General features: G+C 72.0%; 21 protein-coding genes. 7 read left to right on the top strand and 14 right to left on the bottom strand.

Annotated features, from left to right (window positions below):
• Positions 1 to 331: 331 nt before the first annotated feature.
• The 5 genes from ACFWP2_RS11400 to ACFWP2_RS11380 form a co-directional block, all read right to left on the bottom strand.
• Complete coding sequence (locus ACFWP2_RS11400) at positions 332 to 1327, bottom strand: 3-oxoacyl-[acyl-carrier-protein] synthase III C-terminal domain-containing protein (RefSeq protein ID WP_380450130.1); 996 nt, start codon at positions 1325 to 1327, stop codon at positions 332 to 334.
• A gap of 240 nt (positions 1328 to 1567) precedes the next feature.
• Positions 1568 to 2719: a hypothetical protein gene (locus tag ACFWP2_RS11395; RefSeq protein ID WP_380450129.1), complete on the bottom strand. Its 1152-nt coding sequence runs from the start codon at positions 2717 to 2719 to the stop codon at positions 1568 to 1570.
• A gap of 433 nt (positions 2720 to 3152) precedes the next feature.
• Complete coding sequence (locus ACFWP2_RS11390; protein WP_380450128.1) at positions 3153 to 3572, bottom strand: SRPBCC family protein; 420 nt, start codon at positions 3570 to 3572, stop codon at positions 3153 to 3155.
• A 51-nt stretch (positions 3573 to 3623) separates the two neighbouring features.
• Entirely contained in the window at positions 3624 to 4634 is a 1011-nt protein-coding gene (locus ACFWP2_RS11385) for an aldo/keto reductase (protein WP_380450127.1), read from the bottom strand.
• 221 nt (positions 4635 to 4855) lie between these two features.
• The gene (locus ACFWP2_RS11380) at positions 4856 to 6412 is read right to left on the bottom strand and encodes an alkaline phosphatase family protein (RefSeq protein WP_380450126.1); all 1557 of its coding nucleotides are present in this window, start codon (positions 6410 to 6412) and stop codon (positions 4856 to 4858) included.
• Between the two features lie 250 nt (positions 6413 to 6662).
• Here ACFWP2_RS11380 and ACFWP2_RS11375 point away from each other — a divergent pair, with 250 nt between their 5' ends.
• Positions 6663 to 7445, top strand: a complete 783-nt coding sequence (locus ACFWP2_RS11375; RefSeq protein WP_380450125.1) for a GntR family transcriptional regulator — start codon at positions 6663 to 6665, stop codon at positions 7443 to 7445.
• 28 nt (positions 7446 to 7473) lie between these two features.
• Here the strand turns inward: ACFWP2_RS11375 and ACFWP2_RS11370 are convergent, their stop codons facing one another.
• Positions 7474 to 7995 carry a hypothetical protein gene (locus ACFWP2_RS11370; protein WP_380450124.1) on the bottom strand — a complete coding sequence of 174 codons (522 nt, stop codon included), beginning with the start codon at positions 7993 to 7995 and terminating at the stop codon, positions 7474 to 7476.
• A gap of 326 nt (positions 7996 to 8321) precedes the next feature.
• Between ACFWP2_RS11370 and ACFWP2_RS11365 the strand changes: the two genes are divergently transcribed.
• From ACFWP2_RS11365 to ACFWP2_RS11355, 3 genes are all read left to right on the top strand, one after another.
• On the top strand, positions 8322 to 9341 hold the full coding sequence (locus ACFWP2_RS11365; protein ID WP_380450123.1) for a helix-turn-helix domain-containing protein: 1020 nt from the start codon (positions 8322 to 8324) through the stop codon (positions 9339 to 9341).
• A gap of 80 nt (positions 9342 to 9421) precedes the next feature.
• Positions 9422 to 10177, top strand: coding sequence for an alpha/beta fold hydrolase (locus ACFWP2_RS11360; RefSeq protein ID WP_380450122.1), 756 nt, complete (start codon positions 9422 to 9424; stop codon positions 10175 to 10177).
• Positions 10170 to 10628, top strand: coding sequence for a MarR family winged helix-turn-helix transcriptional regulator (locus ACFWP2_RS11355; RefSeq protein ID WP_380450121.1), 459 nt, complete (start codon positions 10170 to 10172; stop codon positions 10626 to 10628). Before ACFWP2_RS11360 ends, ACFWP2_RS11355 begins: the two co-directional genes overlap by 8 nt.
• Before the next feature lie 341 nt (positions 10629 to 10969).
• Here ACFWP2_RS11355 and ACFWP2_RS11350 read toward each other — a convergent pair whose 3' ends face one another.
• Both ACFWP2_RS11350 and ACFWP2_RS11345 read right to left on the bottom strand, forming a co-directional pair.
• On the bottom strand, positions 10970 to 11812 hold the full coding sequence (locus ACFWP2_RS11350) for a hypothetical protein (protein WP_380450120.1): 843 nt from the start codon (positions 11810 to 11812) through the stop codon (positions 10970 to 10972).
• Between the two features lie 59 nt (positions 11813 to 11871).
• Positions 11872 to 12888 (bottom strand): DUF4232 domain-containing protein, encoded by a 1017-nt coding sequence (locus tag ACFWP2_RS11345; RefSeq protein ID WP_380450119.1) that lies wholly within the window; start codon positions 12886 to 12888, stop codon positions 11872 to 11874.
• A 180-nt stretch (positions 12889 to 13068) separates the two neighbouring features.
• Here ACFWP2_RS11345 and ACFWP2_RS11340 point away from each other — a divergent pair, with 180 nt between their 5' ends.
• Together ACFWP2_RS11340 and ACFWP2_RS11335 are read left to right on the top strand one after the other, a co-directional pair.
• Positions 13069 to 13362: a DUF6087 family protein gene (locus ACFWP2_RS11340; RefSeq protein ID WP_380450118.1), complete on the top strand. Its 294-nt coding sequence runs from the start codon at positions 13069 to 13071 to the stop codon at positions 13360 to 13362.
• 155 nt (positions 13363 to 13517) lie between these two features.
• Positions 13518 to 14084, top strand: coding sequence for a DUF6245 family protein (locus tag ACFWP2_RS11335; RefSeq protein WP_380450117.1), 567 nt, complete (start codon positions 13518 to 13520; stop codon positions 14082 to 14084).
• Between the two features lie 114 nt (positions 14085 to 14198).
• On the opposite strand, the gene ACFWP2_RS11330 is transcribed toward ACFWP2_RS11335, so the two are convergent.
• The 6 genes from ACFWP2_RS11330 to ACFWP2_RS11305 all read right to left on the bottom strand — a co-directional run bounded on the left by ACFWP2_RS11330 (position 14199) and on the right by ACFWP2_RS11305 (position 18074).
• Positions 14199 to 14852, bottom strand: coding sequence for a LysE family translocator (locus tag ACFWP2_RS11330; protein WP_380450116.1), 654 nt, complete (start codon positions 14850 to 14852; stop codon positions 14199 to 14201).
• Positions 14853 to 14942: 90 nt separating this feature from the next.
• Positions 14943 to 15527: a DinB family protein gene (locus tag ACFWP2_RS11325; protein ID WP_380450115.1), complete on the bottom strand. Its 585-nt coding sequence runs from the start codon at positions 15525 to 15527 to the stop codon at positions 14943 to 14945.
• A gap of 157 nt (positions 15528 to 15684) precedes the next feature.
• Positions 15685 to 16533, bottom strand: a complete 849-nt coding sequence (locus ACFWP2_RS11320) for a helix-turn-helix domain-containing protein (RefSeq protein ID WP_380450114.1) — start codon at positions 16531 to 16533, stop codon at positions 15685 to 15687.
• Between the two features lie 30 nt (positions 16534 to 16563).
• A complete protein-coding gene (locus ACFWP2_RS11315) occupies positions 16564 to 17094 on the bottom strand; it encodes a DUF6879 family protein (protein ID WP_380450113.1) in 531 nt (176 codons plus the stop codon).
• A 369-nt stretch (positions 17095 to 17463) separates the two neighbouring features.
• A complete protein-coding gene (locus ACFWP2_RS11310; RefSeq protein WP_380450112.1) occupies positions 17464 to 17709 on the bottom strand; it encodes a hypothetical protein in 246 nt (81 codons plus the stop codon).
• A complete protein-coding gene (locus tag ACFWP2_RS11305; RefSeq protein WP_380450111.1) occupies positions 17706 to 18074 on the bottom strand; it encodes an ATP-binding protein in 369 nt (122 codons plus the stop codon). Before ACFWP2_RS11305 ends, ACFWP2_RS11310 begins: the two co-directional genes overlap by 4 nt.
• Before the next feature lie 73 nt (positions 18075 to 18147).
• On the opposite strand from ACFWP2_RS11305, the gene ACFWP2_RS11300 reads away from it, so the two are divergent.
• Positions 18148 to 19179, top strand: coding sequence for a helix-turn-helix domain-containing protein (locus tag ACFWP2_RS11300; RefSeq protein ID WP_380450182.1), 1032 nt, complete (start codon positions 18148 to 18150; stop codon positions 19177 to 19179).
• The last annotated feature ends 1 nt before the right edge of the window (position 19180 follow it).

The following is a 19180-nucleotide window of genomic DNA, read 5'->3' as shown; positions in this document are numbered from 1 at the left end:
ACCCGGCCCCGGCCGGGGCCGATCGGGCCGGACCGCCGGTTCCGGTCAGACCGTCGATCGGGTCGGACGGTCGGGTCAGACCATGTGGAGGAACATCGCGGCGGTGAGGGTGCTGAAGGCGTACTTGAGGTAGTGCTTGACCATGGTCGGTTCTCCCTCGTACGGGCCGGCCGGCCGCCCTGGCCGGGCGCGGCAGCGGATGCCCGTGGCCGGTTCCGGTCGACGGGCAACGGCAGTATAGGGACGGTCCGGCCGCCCGCAACAGCCTGTGTGCACGGCCAACCATCCGGCTGTTCACGTCAGTTCGGGATCGGTCCGGGGCGTCGGCCGGTCAGCACTCCAGGAGGGTGCAGCTCCAGTGCATGCCGCGTCCCATGCCGGCCAGGGCGATCAGGTCGCCGTCGCCGAAGTGCCCGGCCGCGCGGTGGTACTGAAGGTCGAGGATGTGGTCCGCGGCCCCGAAGTGGCCCCGCTCCAGGGAGACTTCGAGGTTGGTGCGCTCCACCGGGACGCCGAGCCGGTCGGCCAGCTTCGTCAGGGTGGCGAGGTTGTCGTTGGGCAGCACCACCCTGGCCAGGTCCGGGACGGAGGCGCCGATCCGCTTGCAGGCCCGCGCCACCACCTCGTGCACCCGTTCGCCCATCAGGCCGATGAACTCCTGGAAGCGCTCGGTGTCGTAGTCGAAGAACTCCATCAGGCCCCAGGCGTCGCGGGCCGGCGCGGGCGCCGGGCCGCCACGGAAGGGGGCGGCCGCCCCGCCCTGGTCCATCCGGAACAGGTCGGCGTAGCGGCCGTCGCTGATCGTCTCGCCGGCCCGCCAGCGCAGTTCGGGGTGGCCGCGCCCGGCCACCGCGGCGCCGGCGCCGTCGGAGAACAGCAGCGAGTTGGTGTACATCCGGTTCCAGTACGGCTCGCACGTCCGGTTCGCCCCGACCACCAGCGCCCGCTGGTACTCGGGGTGGGTGGCGAAGCGGCCGGCGAGCAGGTCGAAGCAGGTGATCCCGCTGACGCAGCCCTGGCTGACGAGGACCGCCTCGGCGCGGCGGGCACCGAGGCGGTCCTGGAGGGCCGCGGCCGCGTCCCAGTACAGGTACTCGGGGATGTCGGTGATCGCGAGGACCACCAGGTCCAGGTCGGCGGGGTCGGTGCCCGCCTCGTCCAGGGCCGCCCGGGCGGCGTCGGCGGCCAGGTCGGTGAGCCCGACCCCGTCCGGGCTGCGGTGGACGGTGCGGTAGCCGTACCCCTGGACGCGCTCGACGTCCTCGGTGTACTCGCAGGCCGCGTCCGCGACGGCGACGGGCTCCCCGAGTGCCGATCCGAATGACATCAGTCCGTAGTCCACGCCATTGCCCCTTCCGGCCGGCAGCTCGTCCTCGCGCGCGCTGTCCGGTACCGCAGAGGGGTGCCGCTTCCACCGCCGGAGGAGTTCGTCATCGAACGTCCCTGTCCCGGTCCGGCCCGACGCCCCGTCAGGCTATGCAGCCCGAGGGGCCCTGACCAGCACCGACACCGGCGCCCTCGCCGCACGGACGGGCCACGCCACGGACGGGCCCGGGGCACCGCCGGGCTACGAGACCGACGGGACCCCGATGTGCGGGAGGGCGAGGTCGAGCATGTGGTGCATGACGGCGGCGGGGACGGCGGGGTTCTGGGCACCGGTCTCGGAGCGGCGCGGTGCGAGCAGCAGCGCCACCAGGTCCTCCAGGGGCAGGGCCGGGTTGGTCCGGGCGAGCCACCGCACGCCGCGGTCGGTGTCGGCCGTGAGCGCGACCGCGGTTTCCGGGGCGAGCCGGTGGTGCCCGGCGGCGGCCTTGCGGACCACCGGGTCGGGGTCCGCGGCGGCCCGCTCGGCGTCGGCGCGGGTGGCGGCGGGGTCGTCGAGCGCGGCGGCCCGCAGGAGCGGGTTGGGGTCGGCGGCCAGGCGCAGCAGGCCCTCGCGGGGGAAGTTGGGGTGGTTGCGCGGGCGGCCGGGGAAGGAGAAGGTGCCGTCCCACCAGGCCGCCATGTCCAGGAGCATCCAGGGCGGGGCGTCGTCGCAGGACTCGGCCAGGAAGATCCGCACCGCGCGGTCCTCGTCGCGGGCGAGGAGTTCGGCCACGTCGGCGGGCAGCCGCGGCGCCCGGGCGACGCTGCGGCGGACCAGCAGCTTCGGGGAGGCGGCGAGCAGCCGCATGGCCTCGGCGTCCGCGTGCAGGGCGGTGACCCAGCGCAGGGGCATGCTCCGGCCGGCGGGGTCGATGTCGGGGACCTCGGCGGCCATCGCCGCCAGCTCGGCGGGGGTGGCGGAGCGGAGGGCGTCGCGCTCGGCCGCGCGCTCGGCGCCCCGGGCCTCCTCGGCGAGCAGCGTGAACCGCCGGCACAGGCGCGGCTCGGGCGAGGCGGCGACGAGCCGCTCCCACTGTTCGGGTGACAGCCGGCGGGCCTCCGTGACGCCGGTGCGCACCTCCCGGCTCGGGTGGGCGATCGCGGCGTCGACGACCTCCTGGGGCAGGTCCTTGCGGTGCAGCAGGCCCCATTCGCCGGTGTCCAGGATGCGCAGCAGCAGGTCGGCGGGCGCCGCGCGGTTGAAGCCGAGCCCGGTCAGCCAGCCGAGGCCCGTCCTGCGCTCGACGTCGGTGACGGAGAGCAGCGGGGCCCAGGCGGGGTCGAGCGGGACGGGCGACGCGGGCGGCGCGGGCGGCGAAGACGAGGCGGGCGGCACGGGCTGAATCGGTGTCACCGGCTGGAGACTACTCCCCGGCCGCACGGAGCCGCGTGGGGCCGTACGCCCGGACCGGTCCGCCCCGGCGGGGCGGGTGGCGCGGTCAGTGGGCGAAGCTCAGGAAGCCGATGATCGGACTTGCTCCCGCGAGGAGGCAGACGAGGATCGTGGCCACCCATGTCCCCAGGCCGGCCGGGGGCTCGCCCGTCACGGGCACGGGCTCGCCCGTCACGGGCACGGGCGCGGGCGTCACGGGCACGGGCTCGGCCGTCACGGGCACGGGCTCGGCCGTCACGGGCGCGGGCGTCACGGGCTCACGGGGAGACCGCGGGGCCGGGAGCGGGTGGCCGAGCCGGGATGTTTCCATGACGCGTCCTTCGTGGGTGGCGTGGCAGTGCCCGCTCCGGCCGGTCACGGGCCGGAGCGGGCACGACGGGGGTACGGGCCCTGATCAGGCCGCGAGGGTCGTGAGCAGGGCGTCGAGGCCGTCGGCGTAGATGCCGGTGAACAGGTCGACGACCTCCTGCTCGGTGGCGCCCACGGGGTTGAAGCGGCCGGACCACTGGACCTCGGCGAGGTCGTCGCGGCCGGGGACGGCGTGGACGCGGAGGGTGGAGACGTATCCGTCGACCGGGAACGGGGCCCGGAGGATGGCGTAGCTGTAGTGCCGCTCGGTCTCGTTGAAGTCGACGAGTCGCTCGACGATGACCTCGCCCTCGGGGTTCTTCAGGCTGCGGACGCGGCCGCCCTCGGAGGCGGTGCTCTCGGGGATGTAGGGCAGCCAGTCGGGCAGGGCGTCGAAGCCGCCGATCAGGCTCCAGACCTTCTCGGGGGTGGCGGGGACGATGCGGCTGACGGAGGTGGAGGCCATGATCGCTTCTCCTGGTGGTCCTTGAGCGGGGGTGGGGGTGGGGGTGGAGGTTCAGGCGCCGTTGGGTAGCGGGGCGGCCTCACTGACCAGGCCGGCGGCGCGCAGCTCCTGCCAGAACGCGGCCGGGACGGTCTCGTTCAGCGCGGCGACGTCCTCGGCGATGCGGCTGGGCTTGGTGGCGCCGGGGACGGCGGCGGCGGTGACGGGGTGGGCGAGGGAGAACTGGAGGGCGGCGGCCTTGATGGAGACGCCGTGCCCGGCGGCCAGGGCCTTCAGGCGGGCGACCTTCTCGATGATCTCCGGCGGGGCGGCCTGGTACTCGAAGTGGGCGCCGCCGGCGAGGATGCCGGAGCTGTAGGGGCCGCCGACGACCATGTCGACGCCCTGCTCCTGCGCCATCGGCAGCAGTCGCTCCAGCGCGTGCTCGTGGTCGAGCAGGGTGTAGCGGCCGGCCAGGAGGAAGCCGTCGGGCCGCGGCTCGTCCAGGGCCAGGGTCAGCTCGATCGGCTCGGTCTTGTTGACGCCCAGGCCCCAGGCCTTGATGACGCCCTCGTCGCGCAGGCGGGACAGGACGCGGAAGGCGCCGGTGCGGGCCTCCTCGAACTTGGCCAGCCACTGGTCGCCGTGGAAGTCCTGGGCGATGTCGTGGACCCAGACGATGTCCAGGCGGTCGGTGCCCAGGCGCTTGAGGCTGTCCTCGATGGAGCGCTCGGTGGCCTCGGCGGTCCACACGTGGAGCATCTTGTTGGGGTTGCCGTGCTCGAACAGGCCGCCCTTCTCGCCGAGGTCGCGGTCGCCCTCCTCCGGCTCGTCGAGGACGACGCGGCCGACCTTGGTGGACAGCACGTAGGCGTCGCGCGGCTTGGCGGAGAGCACCTCGCCCAGGCGCTCCTCGGAGAGGCCGGCGCCGTAGAAGGGGGCGGTGTCGTAGTAGCGGACGCCGTGCTCCCAGGCCGCCTCGACGGTGGCCAGGGCCTCGGCGTCGGGGATCGCGCGGAACATGTTGCCGAGGGGGGCGGTGCCGAAGCCGAGCTTGCCGGGGAGGAGTTCCTTGAGGGACATGTCAGTGCCTTTGCGGAGCGGGCGGGCGTCCGTGGGGAGACTCCCGCCGGGGGTTGCGTACGCACCGCTTGATCGGTGCAGACGCGCCTTACATGCAGAAACAATAGTTGCACGCGCTGGGCAATGCAAGGGGTGGCCACTCCGCGGCCGGACGGCGGGATACGGCCGCAGGCGGGGGCGGGGCCCGGCGCCCCTCCCCCGCCCGCGCGCCCCGGTGCGGGTCAGGAGGTGGCGAAGGCGACCTGGTCGACGGTCCAGAAGGCGCTGTTCGTGCCGGTGTACCGGAACTGGAAACGGGCCGTGGTGGCGCCGGCGGGGACGGTGACGGGCAGGTTCTCGACGGTGTTGAGGTCGCTGCGGTAGGACTTCACCAGCTGCGGGGCGCCGTTGTCGAAGACCACGTAGACGTCGCCGGTCTGCGGCCCGTCGATCTTGTAGTTCGTCGCGAAGGACAGCACGCCGCGGCCCTGGCCGGAGACCGGGTAGGCGGGGCTGACCAGGGTGGAGTCGAACTGGCCGGCGCCGTGCGCCTTGTCGTCCCACTCGTCGGAGTCGGCGACGGCGAAGACGTTGCGGGCGCGCACGTTGGTCTCGCGGGACTGGCCGAGCTGGGCGGCGGTCCAGAACTCGTCGGTGGCGAAGGTCCAGCCGCGCCACTCGGTGACGCCGCCGCTGGGCATGCGGGAGTTGTCGATGCTCCAGCCGGCCGGCGGGGTGTGGGTCCAGCCCTTCACCGCGGCCGGGATGCCGCTCTCGTCGGCGCGGGCCTGAAGGCCGGGGCGCAGCGCGTCGAAGGCGTCGGGGGCGATCTCGTCGATCGGGCGGCCGTCGAGCTTCCAGGCGGGGTCGATGGCGGCGCCCTCGTGCTTGAGGACGGTGGGGGCGATGTCGACCGGCTTGACGTCGTAGCGGCGCGAGCCGGGGGTGTAGCCGGTGCCGTCGGCGATCAGGAAGGTCTGGCGCTCGTTGGCGCTGTTGCCGCCGTGGCCGCCGGCGTCGGTGTGGCCGTGGTCGGTGGTGACGACGATCAGCCAGTCCTCCGAGGCGTACGTGGCACGGGACTTGACGGCCTGGAGGACCTGGCCGACCAGGGCGTCGGCGGAGTGCAGGGCGGCCGCGTACTCGGGGCTGGTGCCGCCGTGGTTGTGGCCGGCCTCGTCGACCTGGTCGAAGTGCAGGAAGGTGGCGTCGGGGTTGCCGTGGGAGAGGTAGTCGACGGCGTCGGCGGCGGTCTTGGTGTCGTTCTCGCTCTCCTGGAGGCGCAGGTCGGCGCGGCCGTTGAAGACGTTGCCGGCGATGGGGTTCCAGGAGCCGATCACCAGGGTGGAGTTGCCGGGGTCGGCGTTCTCCAGGCGGGTGGCGAAGTCGGGGAACAGGTCGAGGCGGGAGCCGGTGAAGGCGTTGTCCTTCACCTGGTGCTTGTCGGGCCACACGCCGGTGGCGATGGTCGACCAGCCGGGGCCGGAGAGGGTGGGGGCCAGCGGGTTGGCGTAGAGGTTGCCGGTGGCGGTCATGCCGTCGGCCATCAGGGCCTTGAGGTTGGGGGCGTCGGCGGTGAGCAGCTTGTCGTAGCGGGTGCCGTCGACGCCGATGACCAGGGTCTTGGCCTGCTTGGTGCCCTCGGGCAGGTTCCGGTACGGGCCGGCGGCGGCCCCGGCGGCGGTGGCACCGGCGGTCACGGCGGCGGTCGCGGACGGCGCGATCAGCCCGGCGACGGCGGTGGCGGCGGCGAGGGTGACGGCCAGGGCTGCGGTGCGGGTGGAGCGCGAGGTGCGCAACGGAGGACTCCCAACTGATCGGCGGCTCGGTGCAGTTGCACCGGAAGCGAGGATGGGCCGGGCGGGCGAGGACACCCCCTCCGCGAATCCACGGTTGTATGAACAACCGCCGAAATTCAGTCCAGACCCGTTACCCTTCCGTGACCAGAGACCCTCCATGACCACAGGCCCTCCGCGACCACCCGCCCCGGGGCACCCGTGGAGCCCGGGGCACCCGTACGGCCCGGGCGGCGCTCGATAGGGTTGCCCGGTGAACCACCCCACCCCCCGGGCCGTCCCCGAGCCCGCCCGCGCCGGCGTCCCCGAGCACGGCCGGGTGCCCAAGTACTACCTGGTCAAGGCCCGCCTGGAGGAGCTGATCGCCGAACTGGGCCCCGGCGGGCGGCTGCCCACCGAGGTCGATCTGGCGCAGCGTCACGGTGTCGCCCGGGCCACCGTGCGCCAGGCGCTGCGCGAGCTGCTGCTGGAGGGCCGGCTGCGCCGGCAGGGCCGGGGCACGGTCGTGGCCGGGCCGAAGATCGAGCAGCCGCTGTCCCTGAACAGCTACACCGAGGGGGTCTCGCGCCAGGGCCTGCGTCCGGGCCGCACCCTGATCGCCCTGGACCGGCTGCCCGCCGACGCGGCGATGGCCCGGCTGCTGGAGGTGCCCGAGGGCGAGGCGCTGTGGCACCTGGAGCGGGTGCTGCGCGCGGACGAGGAGCGCGTCGGGCTGGAGTCCACGTACGTGCCGGTCGCCCGGGTGCCCGCGCTGGCGCGGGACTTCGACCCCGAGGGGTCCTTCTACGGCTACCTGCGCGAGCAGGGGGTGCGGATCGGCGCCGCCGACGAGCGGATCGAGACGGTGCTGGCCACCCCGCGCGAGGCGCTGCTGATCGGCACTCCGCCGGCGCTGCCGATGCTGCTGCTGCACCGCCGCAGCCTGGACGCCGCGGGGCGGCCGCTGGAGCAGGTGCGCACCCTGTACCGCGGCGACCGGTTCAGCTTCACCCTCGCCCTCGGCGCCCCGGACGCCGGCCGGCCCCAGGAGGGCTGAGGCCGGTGCCGGGGGTGGCGAAGGTTCGTCAGCAGGTGCCGACGCGGCCGTTGTACGAGGACCAGACCGGCGTCCAGGGGCTGTTGTTGTCGTGCGGGCGGTAGACGACGACGTTGCCGTCGTTCTGCATGCGCACCCAGTTGGCGCTGGGGTTGCAGCCGAGGGCGGTGCCGGACCACCACTTGGCCTTCTTGAAGGTGTCGTAGACGACGAAGTTGCCGTCGTACTGCATGATCACCTTGCCCGGGCCGCCGCTGTTGGTGCCGCTGGCCCACAGCGCGTAGCCGGTGTTGGTGTCGTACTCCACGAGGTTGCCGTCGTTCTGGTAGAGCAGCCGGTAGTCACCGTTGCCGGAGACGAGCGAGTCGCCGGGCAGCAGGCAGCTGCCCCAGTTCATGTGGTCCCAGCCGCTCGGGTTGCGCGAGCAGTTCCACTCGCTGTTGACGTCGGCGGAGGCGCTGGTGGCGGTCGTCAGCCCGGTGAGCGAGGCCAGCGCCAGTGCGGCGCCGGCGAAGGCGAGCGTGCGCTTGGTCGTTCCGGTCTTCCTCATCGTTCCCCTCATTCCGCTGCGGCCGGTTCCTGGCCGGCCGCGGCACGGTCTCCTTGGCGGCGGTGCGGGCCCGGGGATCCGGCCGCCGTCGTGCGATGGAATCGGGGCCCGTCAGCCCCTGCGTTCATGCCAACGGGTGATGGTCGACCACCGGTTCAATGGGGTCCGCGCCGACGACGGCCGCACCCGGGGGCCGGGCTTAGGCCGCCGGGCCTGACCTTGTAGGTTTCGGTGTCACCGGCTGCGAGGAGCCGGTGACACCGGGTGGAGAGGGAGGGCTCCGGCCGGGTTGGGAGGGGACGGACCCCGGAAGGGAAGGGCGGACGGTGGACCCGAGCACGACGGGCGTGTTCAGCAGCGAGGGCGTGCCCGTGAAGGAACGGTTCGACTGCTGGCGGGAGTTGGTCAGCCGCACCCGGGACAGCGAGGTGACCAGCGACCACCGCGAGGACTTCCGGGCGGAGATGCGGCGCCTGGAGCTGGGCCCCGTGACCCTCCTGCGGACCTCCTTCCCGCCGACCCGCTTCCACCGCACCGCGCGCCGGGTGCGGCGCTCGGACCCGGAGGCGTTCCACCTCACCCTGCTGCTCGACGGCGGCTTCACCCTGACCCGCGACACCGGGCGCACCGAGACCTTCGGGCCCGGCAACCTGCACATGCTCGACAGCTCGCACCCGTTCGACCTGCGGGCCTTCGGCTCCCGCGCCGCCCGCGCCCCCGGGGACCTGCGGATCGAGGCCGTCGGCGTCGACTTCCCCCTCGCCCTGCTGCCGGTGCCGCCGCACCGGCTGGAGGACCTGCTGGGCCGCGGCTTCTCCTCCCGGGAGGGCAGCTGCGCGCTGCTCTCGGAGTTCCTCCTCGGCCTCGACCGGCAGGCCGCCGCACTGGGGCCCACCGAGACCCCCCGCCTGGGCGGCATCGTGGTCGACCTGGTGGCCGCCTGGCTCGCCCGGGAACTGGACGCCGAGGCCGCCGTACCCGACGACACCCGCCAACGGGCCCTGGTCGAGAACGTCCGGGCGTTCGTCGGACGCCACCTGCACGACCCCGAGCTGACGCCCGCCGTGATCGCCGCCGCCCACCACATCTCCGTCAGCTACCTGCACCGCCTGTTCGCCCGCCAGTCCGGCGGCGAGACCGTCGCCGCCTTCGTCCGCCGCCGCCGGCTGGAGAAGGCCCACCGCGACCTCGCCGACCCCGCCCTGCGCGCCCTGCCCGTCCACGCCGTCGCCACCCGCTGCGGCCTGCCCCGCGCCGCCGAGTTCAGCCGCGCCTTCAAGGCCGCGTACGGCCTCTCCCCCCGCGAACACCGCCACCTCGCCCTGGCCGGGACGGCGAACGGCTAGACGAGCCCCCAGGGGCGATGCAGGCAGGTGACTCGAGGAAAACATATGCCACGGCATATATGTCGTGTAATGTATTCGGTATGGACACGACCGAGAAGGTTCCGACCCTCGTCTTCATCCCCTGCTTCTCCGGCGCCCCCTGGAGCGCCGAGCAGCTCGCCCCCTACGGCGAGGCGCCCAGACGGACACTGCGCCTACCCGAAGGCGTCGACGACATCGAGCGCTACGCCGACCACGTCGAGAACGCGATCGCGGACCTGGACGACTACGTGCTCGTCGGCGACTCCTTCGGCGCCAACATCGCGCTCGCGCTCGCCACCCGCCGCCCCCGGGGCCTGCGCGCCCTGGTCCTGTCCGGCGGATTCGCGGCCAACCCGGTCGACTCGAAGCCGTGGAAGGCCCTGATGCGGGCGATCGGCAAGGCCCGCGGACCGCTCTACCGGCAGCTGACACTGCGCGCCCACGCCCACCGCCTCGCCTCCCCGTTCGACGGCGAGGGCCAGGTGCCCTGGAACGAGGCCCGCAGCCGCGAACTGTTCCTCGCCAACACCCCGGCCGCCTCCTTCGGCGCCCGCGTGCGGGCCTCCCTCACCGCCGACTACGTCGACGCGCTGGGCCGGGTCCGGGTGCCGACCCTTCTCCTCACCCCCTCGCACGACGTGTTGATCGGCGAGAACGCCTCCAAGGTCATGCTCGCGGGCATCCCCGACGCCCGGGAGGTCGTGCTGCCGCGCACCGGCCACATGTTCCGCTTCTCCCACCCGGACACCTACGCCGCCGCGGTCAACGACTTCCTCGCCACCCTGCCCTCCACCCGACGGGACGCCGATGCGTAAGGCCGAACACCTGCGGTTCGCGATCCTGGCGGCCCAGCGCGAGGGCAACCGGCTGCTGATCCAGGCCCTCAAGCCCCACGGCATCACCCCGTCGCAGGCCGAGGTGCTGCGCCTGCTCCAGCAGCACGGCACCTTGAGCCTCAACGGGCTCGGGCAGCTCCTGGTGTGCGAGAGCGGCACCAACCCCAGCCGGCTGGTCGAACGCGTCGTCGCGGCCGGACTGGTCGAACGCCGCACCGACGCCGCCGACCGCCGCTACCTCCAGCTCAGCCTCACGCCCGAGGGCGAGCGCCTGGCCACCGCGGTCACCGAGATCGAGGATCTCCTCTACGCCGGGATGGACGCCGCCTCCGAGGGCCTGGACACCGACGCGATGCTCGAGTTCCTGCACCGCTTCATCGACCCCCTGCCCTCGGGTGAGGCCCTCAACAAGCGCCTCACCCTCGACTGACGGCCACGCACCCGCCCGGACGCGCCGCCCGCCCGAGGGCCCGCCGCCCCGCCCGGGGGGCCACCGCCGCGAAAACCCCGCACCGTGAGCACCTGATGCGCACGAACGGGCGGGAACCGCGGATCAGTGCACGCATTGCCAAGAACTGTCCACTCAGTGCCAACACGGCGGGGGTGCCGCCCTGACATGCTCCCCATGGAACACCGCGCAGCGGAACGTCGAGTTCCGCTTCCATGCCGGCGGCCCGGCACGCCACGGGGGAGCGTGCCGGTCCGCCGGGTCCCGCACCGGGCGGGCCCGCGGGGCCCTCGGCTCGGCGGGCCGACCGGTGGGGCCTCGGCTCAGCGGGCGGACTCGTGGGCGAAGACGGCCTGGGCGACCGCCTTCTGCAGCGGGCTCAGGTGCTTCTCGACGAGGGTCTTGTAGTCGGTGGCGCGACCGTCGGACCACTGGCCCAGGCCCGCGACCATGGCGCGGCCGGCGCCGGAGAACGCCTGCACCATGCCGCTGTCCGGCGGCAGGGTGGCCAGGCCCGAGGCGGGCGGCGGGGCCTGGGCGCCGACCTGGTAGTCGTCGAAGGCCATGCTCAGCTCGGTGACCAGGTGGACGGTGTCCTTGGGGTCCGCCATGGTGAAGACGGCCAGGTTGTACTGGTTCTTGGCGCTGTCGGTGTACAGGGCGATCTGCTCGCCCAGGCAGCCCTTCGACGCGCGGATCATCCCGATCAGCCGCGGGCCGACCGAGTCCGGCTCGACGCAGGACTTCATGACGGTCGACCCGACCCGGGTGTAGACCTCGCCGCCGGCCGCCGTCACCTGGGCGGGGAACAGCTGGTCGAGCGGCAGCAGGGAGGCGTCCGGGGCGGCGGAAGCCCGGGCCGCGGAGGCGGAGACTGACGGAGTGGCGTCCGGGGTGGCGGCGACCGTGGGGGCCGCGGCGGCCGGGGCCCCGTCCCCCTCGTCGGAGGGGCGCAGCAGGGCGAAGGCACCGGCGGTCACCGCGGCGGCGGCGAGGGCGAGCGCGAGGTTGCGCGGCCAGACCCGCTTGGGGCCGGGCGGGGCGCCGGCGGGACGGTGGATGTCCTTCTCCTTGAGGCCGGCCGCGCGGATGAAGTCCTCGTCGAGGGTGATGTTGTTCCAGCGGGAGTCGTCGTCGGGCCGCTGGTCAGGATCGGTGTGGGACATGACCCCGTACCGTAGTGATCTTGGTTGCGGCGCTTGACGACGGTTCGATCACAGTGCGATCACAGTGTCGGGACCGGTGACGGCTTCTCGTTCACGTCTTCCTTGGTCCAGGCGCCGGCGCCGAGGCGGCCGGTGGTGCCGAGGTCGAGTTCCGGGGTGACCATGACGGGCGCCGCGTCGGGGGTGGCGCGCACCCGGACGTAGGGGGCGTTCTGCGGTTCGCCGGCGATGTCGACGGTGTTGCGCCACACCAGGGTGGTGCGGGCGCCCTCCCCCGGGCGCAGGGCGATCTTCTGCGGCGGGGCGTCGGCGCCGGTGCCGGTGGCGATCTCGGCGCCGCCGCGCAGGATCCGCACGCCGTCGAGGGGGCGGTGGTCGAGGTCGAGCGGCTGCACCTGGGGGTAGCCGTCGAGGGTGACGGTGGCGGTGCCGCAGTTGCGCAGGTGCAGGCCGACCACGCGCAGGCCCATCGCGGCGTCGCCCTCGTCGGCGTAGAGCCGCAGGCCGGTGGGCGGGCAGGGGCCGCCGGCGTTGGGCGCCTCGGCGGTGGGCACGCCGCGGACCTTGAGGATCTCCGGCTTCGTCGGGCGGATGCCGGGCTTCGTCTGGCCGGTCCGGGGCGGGAAGGCGGGCTCGGCGGGCCGCGTGGGGGCCGTGTTCAGGTCGACGCTCCCCTTCTCGGTGGCGCCGGGGGCGAGCCCGGTGACGGTCCGGCTGAGGTTGTCCAGCGTGGCCCCCTCCGCCGAGCGGAGGCTGAACACCACGGTGATGTCGTACGGTTCGCTGTTCGGGTTGGTCACCTCGTACTGGAAGCAGGTGGGTCCGACGGCGGTGATCCGCACCCCGCCCTGGGCGAGCCCGGTCGGCTGCGCGGCCACGGGAGTCGTAGACGTCGGCGTCGCGGTCGCCGTCGGCGTCGGCGTGCCGCACGGCGCGGGGCTGCCGGAGGCCTCCGGGTCGCCGCCCGCGCCCGTGGTCACCACGGTGCCGCAGCCCGCGAGCAGGAACACGGCGGTGGCGGCGAGGGCGGAGTGACGGACCGTCAGCCTGGGGCGGGTCGCGGAGGTCTGGCGCATCGGGCGAGTCGATCACGCCTCGCGCCGGACGGCTGTGAGCGGCGTCACTTCGCGTGCAACAGCCCTGCCACGGTCCGCGCACCGTCGACGGGCGGGATCGCGGACCCGGGCGGCCGGAGCCGACTCCCCCGGTCTGCCCGCCGGTAGGCTGGGCGGCCCCCCGCAGCGGAGGAGGAGCAGGTGGACGAGGACGAACCCCTGGAGCAGTGGGCGGCCCGGCGGGACGCGCGGCGCCGGCCGGTCGGCGCGCTCAAGGCCGTGACCATCGGCCACGAGGGCGCGTCGGCCCACCTGCACCAGGACGCACCTCGGCTCATCTCCCGCTGGGACGGCTACCAATGGATGCCGGAGACGGTCGCCCCGGACTACGCGGCCGCGCAGCGCTTCCTCCACGGCGTCGAGGGCGACGGGGTGATCCCGATGCCCTCGGCCCAGCCCCCGAAGAAGCCGACGGGAAAGCACCGCAAGCCCTGACCGCCCGGGTGCCGGGCAGAGCACCGCGCTACGGACCGTCACGACCCGCCCCGGGCACCCTGTCCCGGGCGAGCTCGTTCGGCAGCGGACAGCCCGGGCATTTGAGGGGGCAATTGCCCTCCCCAGGCCCGGACCCGGGCGGGTAGCGTGCCGATATGACAAACGATCACGCTCCGGTGACGGTGGAACAGATCAGCAACGCCCTGACCGCGTTGGGCTACTTCGACCACGAGATCACGCCGGCCGAACACGCCGAGTTCGCGGCACTCAACAACCACCCCGACATCTACCGGGTGCGTTTGATCAACGCCCTGCTGGGCCTCGTGCAGAAGGAGGCGATGTTTGCCGACGGGGTCCAGCTGGACGAGGAGAACCAGTTCGCCGCGGTCGGCGAGCAGATGAAGGCCGCCGAGGCCTGGGACGACCTGGTCCTGCAGATGGCCTTCACGGGCTGGCAGGTCGCGCGGGCGATGATCCCGCTGCGGATCCACGCCCCGCTCGAGGAGAGCGGGCCGCTGCCGATGGCCGCCGTCCAGGCCGCCGAGGGACTGCACGTCATGCTGGGCGCGCTCGGCGGGACCTACGCGGCGAGCGCGGCCGGCGACGTCGAGGGCATCGCCTTCCAGCTGGAGATGCAAAGAGCGGCCCGAGGGCTGCTGCAGACCGCCATCGACAACATCGACTACGTGCTGGACGCGGTCGAGGCGGCCAACAACCAGTAGCCGTTCCCCTCCCCCGGCCACCCGGCTGACCGCCCGGGTGGCCGGGCAGCCGCCGTCACACCCTGCCGGGACCCCGGGCCCGAGGGCCCGGGCGGAGTCGGCCGTCCCGGCCGGTCATGCGCCCCCGAGGGCCACCTTGACGCCGAAGCCGACGAGCACCGAGCCGGTGACCGCGTCGATGGCCCGCCGCACCGAGCCGCGGTCCAGCCACCGTCGCACGAGCTGGGTGCCGAATATCAGCGCACTGAACCAGACCAGCCCCTCCAGGTCGTGCACGGCCGCCAGGACGACCCCCATCAGCAGGTGCGAGGAGCCGCCGGGGATGAACTGCGGCAGCATCGCCATGTAGAAGACGCCGTTCTTCGGGTTCAGCAGGCTGGTGCCCAGCCCGCGCGCCCACGAGCGCGCCCACGTCTCCCCCGCGGCCGTGGCCCCCGCTCCGTCCGTCGCGTCCCCCGACCCGGACCGGCCGCGCTCCTTGAGCGTGCGGCGCAGCATGCCGATGCCCAGCCACACCAGGTACCCGGCACCGGCCAGGCGCAGCGCGTCGTACAGCAGTCGGGAGGCCGTGAGCACCGCCGCGGCCCCGACCGCGGCGGCCACGCCCCACACCAGCACGCCGGACAGGATGCCGAGCGCCGTCGCGAAGGCCCGGCGCCGGCCCTGGGTGATGGCGGAGCGCAGCACCAGGGCGGTGTCCAGTCCCGGCATGACGGTCAGCATGCCGGCCACGACGGCGAAGGAGGCGATGGCGGAGGAGACGGTCATGCGGCCATCCTGGAGCCGCGGCCGCGACGGCGTCCAACACGGGCTGCTTCACCGTGTATCAGCGGGACTGATGCCGCCGCCGGCGCCCCGCTACGTCTCGATCGGTGCCGCCGACCTGGCGGCCTGCTCGATCTTCGCGCGGTAGGCCGCACGGGCTTCCTCGTCGATCTGCCTCTCGTGTTCGGGGCGCACCCCGGTCCGGCCGTCGACGCCCTCGCGCAGGATGTCGGCGTGCCCGGCATGCCGGTTGGTCTCGCCGAGGACATGGACCAGGACTGCGAACAGGTTCGTGTTGGGAGAAGGCTCCGGCCACCACGGCACGTGGCCGGGGGCGTCGAGCGGAAGCTCGTTGATCGTCGCGTCCGAGTGCTCCCACGTGCGCCGGTAGAACCCGGTGATCTGATCGCGGGTCTCGTCCTCGGTCGCCCACAGATCGCTGCCGTCGTGGTCCTGCCACCGGGGCAGCGGTTCCGGGGAGGGGCGGTCGAAGACCTCGCCGAAGTACCTGGCCTCGACGGTGGCCACGTGTTTGACCAGGCCGAGGAGGTTGGTCCCGGTCGCTGTCAGAGGTCGGCGGGCGTCGTATTCGGACAAGCCGTCGAGTTTCCAGAGCAGCGCCTCGCGGTCCCGCCGCAGTCTCCGGTGCAGGTTGTCCTTCGCGAAGTCATCGATCATGCGGCACGAGCCTGCCATGGGCTGCTCGTGAGCTCAAGATCCCGTAGGGGCGGACGAAGCATCCTCGGAGGCCGACGAATGGTTCGGTGAGTGCGTGATAGACCGTAGGAGCCCTGATGCGACACGCTCAACGAACTTGCGCCTTATTGCGAGTCCATCACTCCAAGGAGGCAATCGCGTCGGTGATCAGCGCCCTGGCCCTCACCCCGTACACGGCCATGTCGGACAGGCCCCTGAAGGCCCGGAGGTAGTCCGCGATCTCTCTGGGCTGGAGCACGTTGACCTTCGCCGTCAGGGTCTCCACTGCCACCCGTTGGTCATCGAACAGGTAGAAGGCTTCCAGGGGCCAGATGGCGCGCGGGCGGCCGGCCGGGATGATCCCGATGGAGACGGACGGCAGCGACGTCAGGGTGAGCAGGTGGCGGAGCTGCGCGGCCATGTCCTCCGCGCTGCCGATCCTGGTTCGCAGCACCCACTCCTCGATCAGGACCGCGAACCGTCGCGTCCCCGTGTACATGAGCTGTGCCCGTGCCAGACGCGCTGGTACGGCTGCTGCAACGTCGTTCGGGGTGCCCTGGAAGTCCGTGATGGACTGCATGAGCGCCGTCGCGTACTCGGCGGTCTGGAAGAAGCCGGGGAGCACGTTCGAGACGTAGATCCGGAAGAGCCCCGTGCGCTCGTAGTCGCTGATGACTTTCTCTTGGGCAAGCCTCATGCCGGAGCTGTTCCGGCGTCTCCACTCCTGGTACATCGAGTCGGCGGCACGGGATGCCGCGATCAGGTCAGGGATCCGGCCACCGGCCCCGCAGGCGGTGCACCAGGCCCTTATGTCGTCTTCCGACGGGGCGGCCTTGCCGGACTGGATGCGCGAGGTCTTGGCCGGATGCCAGCCGCACAGGGCGGATAGCTCGCCCCCTTTGAGTCCGGCGTCCTTGCGGATCTCGACCAGTTGGTCGGCGATGGCCTTCCGCGCCGCGACAACACTGGACGAAGGAGACGATGACATGTGCTGCCCACCCGGTGGTTCGGACCTGACTCAGAGGTCGAAGTCCTCGTGGGGTACCGCCCGTTCCCACACGGCCTCGAAAGCCTTCGTGCACAGTTCCACGGTGGCCGGCTCCTCCGTCATCACGTTCCGGGGATCAGCCCACTCCCCGTCACCGGCGAACAGGTTGAACCGCACGATCCGATTGTCGAACAGCCAGAAGTCGGCCCCCGGCAGCGCCAGGTCCAGCGCCCGGGCCCGGGGAAGCCATCGGATCTGCTCACCGGCTGCGATGTTGGTGAACGTGTGGGAGTGCTCATAGCGGATGTACTCGGTGACGGGTTCCGACACGATCCGGGCACGCCGAATGGTCACTCCACGGGCGATGGTCTCCACCACGAAGTCGTGGAAGGGATGCCACCACTCGTCCCGGTCCTCCAGGGAGTACCGGTGCCCGGCCTTCCACGCGGCGAACTGTTCGGCTTCGTCGGCGACGCTGTACTGATCACGCATCTCCAGGTGGACAGCCGAGTACTCGGCGGCATCCAAGAGCTCATAGAAGCTCGGAACCTTCTGTGACATCGCATGCCTTCCTGAGGATCGGCACCGTTCAGAGCGGAATCGAATCACTTACTTCGTCATCGGGGATGAAAACGAACCGGTTCCACGAACTCATCATCTTGCACACGGAGTTGACGCGGCCACCAGCATCTGGCGCCAGAGGCCACCTTGTCAGGCGTTTCATCCCTGACGAGCCGCCAACGTAGGGGGCTTTCGGCCCCTGGAGCAGTGCCGCAGCCCCCGGCGCGTGGGCGGCGGGGGCTTGGCGGGGGCCGGCGGGTCAGGTGTCCTCGTCGGGCGGGGTGGCACGCAGGGCGGTGACCAGGCCCAGGGCGGCGATCGCGCCGGCGAGGGTGAGGAGGGCGGCGAAGGCCATCCCGATCAGATACCTCACGAGAAGTCCCGTTCCGCGTCGAGGAGCAGGACGAGGAGGTTGAGGAGAGTCGACGCGGGCGCGGTGTTGAAGCGGACGAGGACGCGGCCGTCGAGGGTCTGGTCGGTGGCGGCGGAGGGGAAGATCAGGCCGAACTTGCGCCCCCGCTCTTGGACTTCGGTGAGCAGGGTGCGGAGGTGGTCGTCGGTGTAGTGCCGGATCCGGGGGTCGGTCGGCAGCATCGGATGGCGGCGGGCGGTCACGCGGCACCGTCCAGCTCCAGCTCAAACCAGACGGACTTGGCGCGCTCGTGGGGCTCCACGCCCCAGCGGTGGGTGAGGGCCTCGACCAGCTGGAGGCCCCGGCCGGACTCGGCGAGGAGGGACAGCGGCGGGGTGGTGGGAAGGATCGGGCTCTGGTCCGTGACCGAGACGTGGAGGTTGCCGTTGGTGGAGATGACCTGGACGAGCGGGGCGGGGGTGTCCCCGTGCCGCCAGGCGTTGACGAGGAGCTCGCACAGGGCGAGCTGCGCGTCGAAGATCACGGACGGGGCCCAGCCGACGCCCGCCATGGTGCGGTGGAGGCTCTGACGGGCGATGGCGATGGTGGGGGTGTTGATGTGACGCATGGGAGTTCTCCCGAGGCGTGAGTGAGGGGAAGAACCGGCGGAACAGGTGTCGCCGTGAGCCAGGCCGGTGGAGATGGACGTGGCTGTTCTGCGGTGCTTGCTAGCAGGCGTTACTGACGATCCGTCGGATCGATGTGAGATCGACCATACCCGATTGGAATCACATGTGATCCCGGATCCGGATACATTCACCCCCAAGTGGACCCTGCACACAGCAGCGCGGCAGACTTGGTCCACACGGGCCAGGAAGGTGCCAATGCCGCCACGAACACACCCAACGCTTCGCCAACTCCGGATCGGGACCGAACTCCGGAAGATGCGCGAGGCAGCCGGACTGTCGACCTCCAGCCTGAGCAGAGCCCTCGGTATCGACAGAACTCAGGTCAGCCAGATCGAAGCGGCCAAGGTCGGCGTGAGCCCTGACCGGCTCCGCTCCTTCGCTGCTGCCTGCAAGTGCATGAACGATCCTCTGATCGACGCGCTGGAAACCATAGTCCTGGACCGTTCCAAGGGCTGGTGGGAGGAGTATCGGGGTACGGTCCCCGACGGCGTTCTCGAGAACGCGGAGCTGGAGAAGACCTCCCACGGACTCAAACTGTGGCTTCTCACGCACATGCCCGGCCCCTGCCAGACCCTCAGCTACGCCTCGGCCGTCTTCGGGCGAGTCTTTCCTCCACTGCCCCGGCATGAGCTGGAAGCACGCACGGCGTTCAGAATGCAACGCAAGGCAGATCTGCGTCGTAATCCGAAGCCGACTACGCTCTTCATCTACGAGTCAGTTCTTTGGACGCGGTTCGGTGGCACTCCGATCCTCAAGGAGCAGCTCTCCTCGTTGCTCGAAGACTCCGAGCTGCCCTGGCTGACCGTCCGAGTTGTACCCTTCGACATCGAAACCTTCCCTGGGGCCGCCGAGAACCTCACCTACTCCTTCGGTGCTATCCCTGAACTCGACACGGTCGAACGGGAGTCCTCCCAGGGGCCCGAATACCTCGATGCCGTCAGCGAGCTGAACAGCTACCACTACATCTTCGATCGCACCGAAGCTTCGGCGCTGAGCGAGACCGACTCTCGTGACTTGATCCACAAGATCGCACGGAACCTATGAA

Origin of the sequence: Kitasatospora sp. NPDC058444 (assembly GCF_042721415.1) — a bacterium.
GTDB lineage: Bacteria > Actinomycetota > Actinomycetes > Streptomycetales > Streptomycetaceae > Kitasatospora.
Note: the sequence above shows the minus strand (reverse complement) of the source record. Positions and strands in the feature narration are given on the sequence as shown.

Coding starts and splice junctions, on each gene's coding strand:
- ACFWP2_RS11400 (WP_380450130.1), bottom strand. CDS start 1,327: ATGTCATTCGGATCGGCACTCGGGGAGCCCGTCGCCGTCGCGGACGCG.
- ACFWP2_RS11390 (WP_380450128.1), bottom strand. CDS start 3,572: ATGGCCTCCACCTCCGTCAGCCGCATCGTCCCCGCCACCCCCGAGAAG.
- ACFWP2_RS11385 (WP_380450127.1), bottom strand. CDS start 4,634: ATGTCCCTCAAGGAACTCCTCCCCGGCAAGCTCGGCTTCGGCACCGCC.
- ACFWP2_RS11370 (WP_380450124.1), bottom strand. CDS start 7,995: ATGAGGAAGACCGGAACGACCAAGCGCACGCTCGCCTTCGCCGGCGCC.
- ACFWP2_RS11360 (WP_380450122.1), top strand. CDS start 9,422: ATGGACACGACCGAGAAGGTTCCGACCCTCGTCTTCATCCCCTGCTTC.
- ACFWP2_RS11355 (WP_380450121.1), top strand. CDS start 10,170: ATGCGTAAGGCCGAACACCTGCGGTTCGCGATCCTGGCGGCCCAGCGC.
- ACFWP2_RS11350 (WP_380450120.1), bottom strand. CDS start 11,812: ATGTCCCACACCGATCCTGACCAGCGGCCCGACGACGACTCCCGCTGG.
- ACFWP2_RS11345 (WP_380450119.1), bottom strand. CDS start 12,888: ATGCGCCAGACCTCCGCGACCCGCCCCAGGCTGACGGTCCGTCACTCC.
- ACFWP2_RS11335 (WP_380450117.1), top strand. CDS start 13,518: ATGACAAACGATCACGCTCCGGTGACGGTGGAACAGATCAGCAACGCC.
- ACFWP2_RS11330 (WP_380450116.1), bottom strand. CDS start 14,852: ATGACCGTCTCCTCCGCCATCGCCTCCTTCGCCGTCGTGGCCGGCATG.
- ACFWP2_RS11325 (WP_380450115.1), bottom strand. CDS start 15,527: ATGATCGATGACTTCGCGAAGGACAACCTGCACCGGAGACTGCGGCGG.
- ACFWP2_RS11320 (WP_380450114.1), bottom strand. CDS start 16,533: ATGTCATCGTCTCCTTCGTCCAGTGTTGTCGCGGCGCGGAAGGCCATC.
- ACFWP2_RS11315 (WP_380450113.1), bottom strand. CDS start 17,094: ATGTCACAGAAGGTTCCGAGCTTCTATGAGCTCTTGGATGCCGCCGAG.
- ACFWP2_RS11305 (WP_380450111.1), bottom strand. CDS start 18,074: ATGCGTCACATCAACACCCCCACCATCGCCATCGCCCGTCAGAGCCTC.
- ACFWP2_RS11300 (WP_380450182.1), top strand. CDS start 18,148: ATGGACGTGGCTGTTCTGCGGTGCTTGCTAGCAGGCGTTACTGACGAT.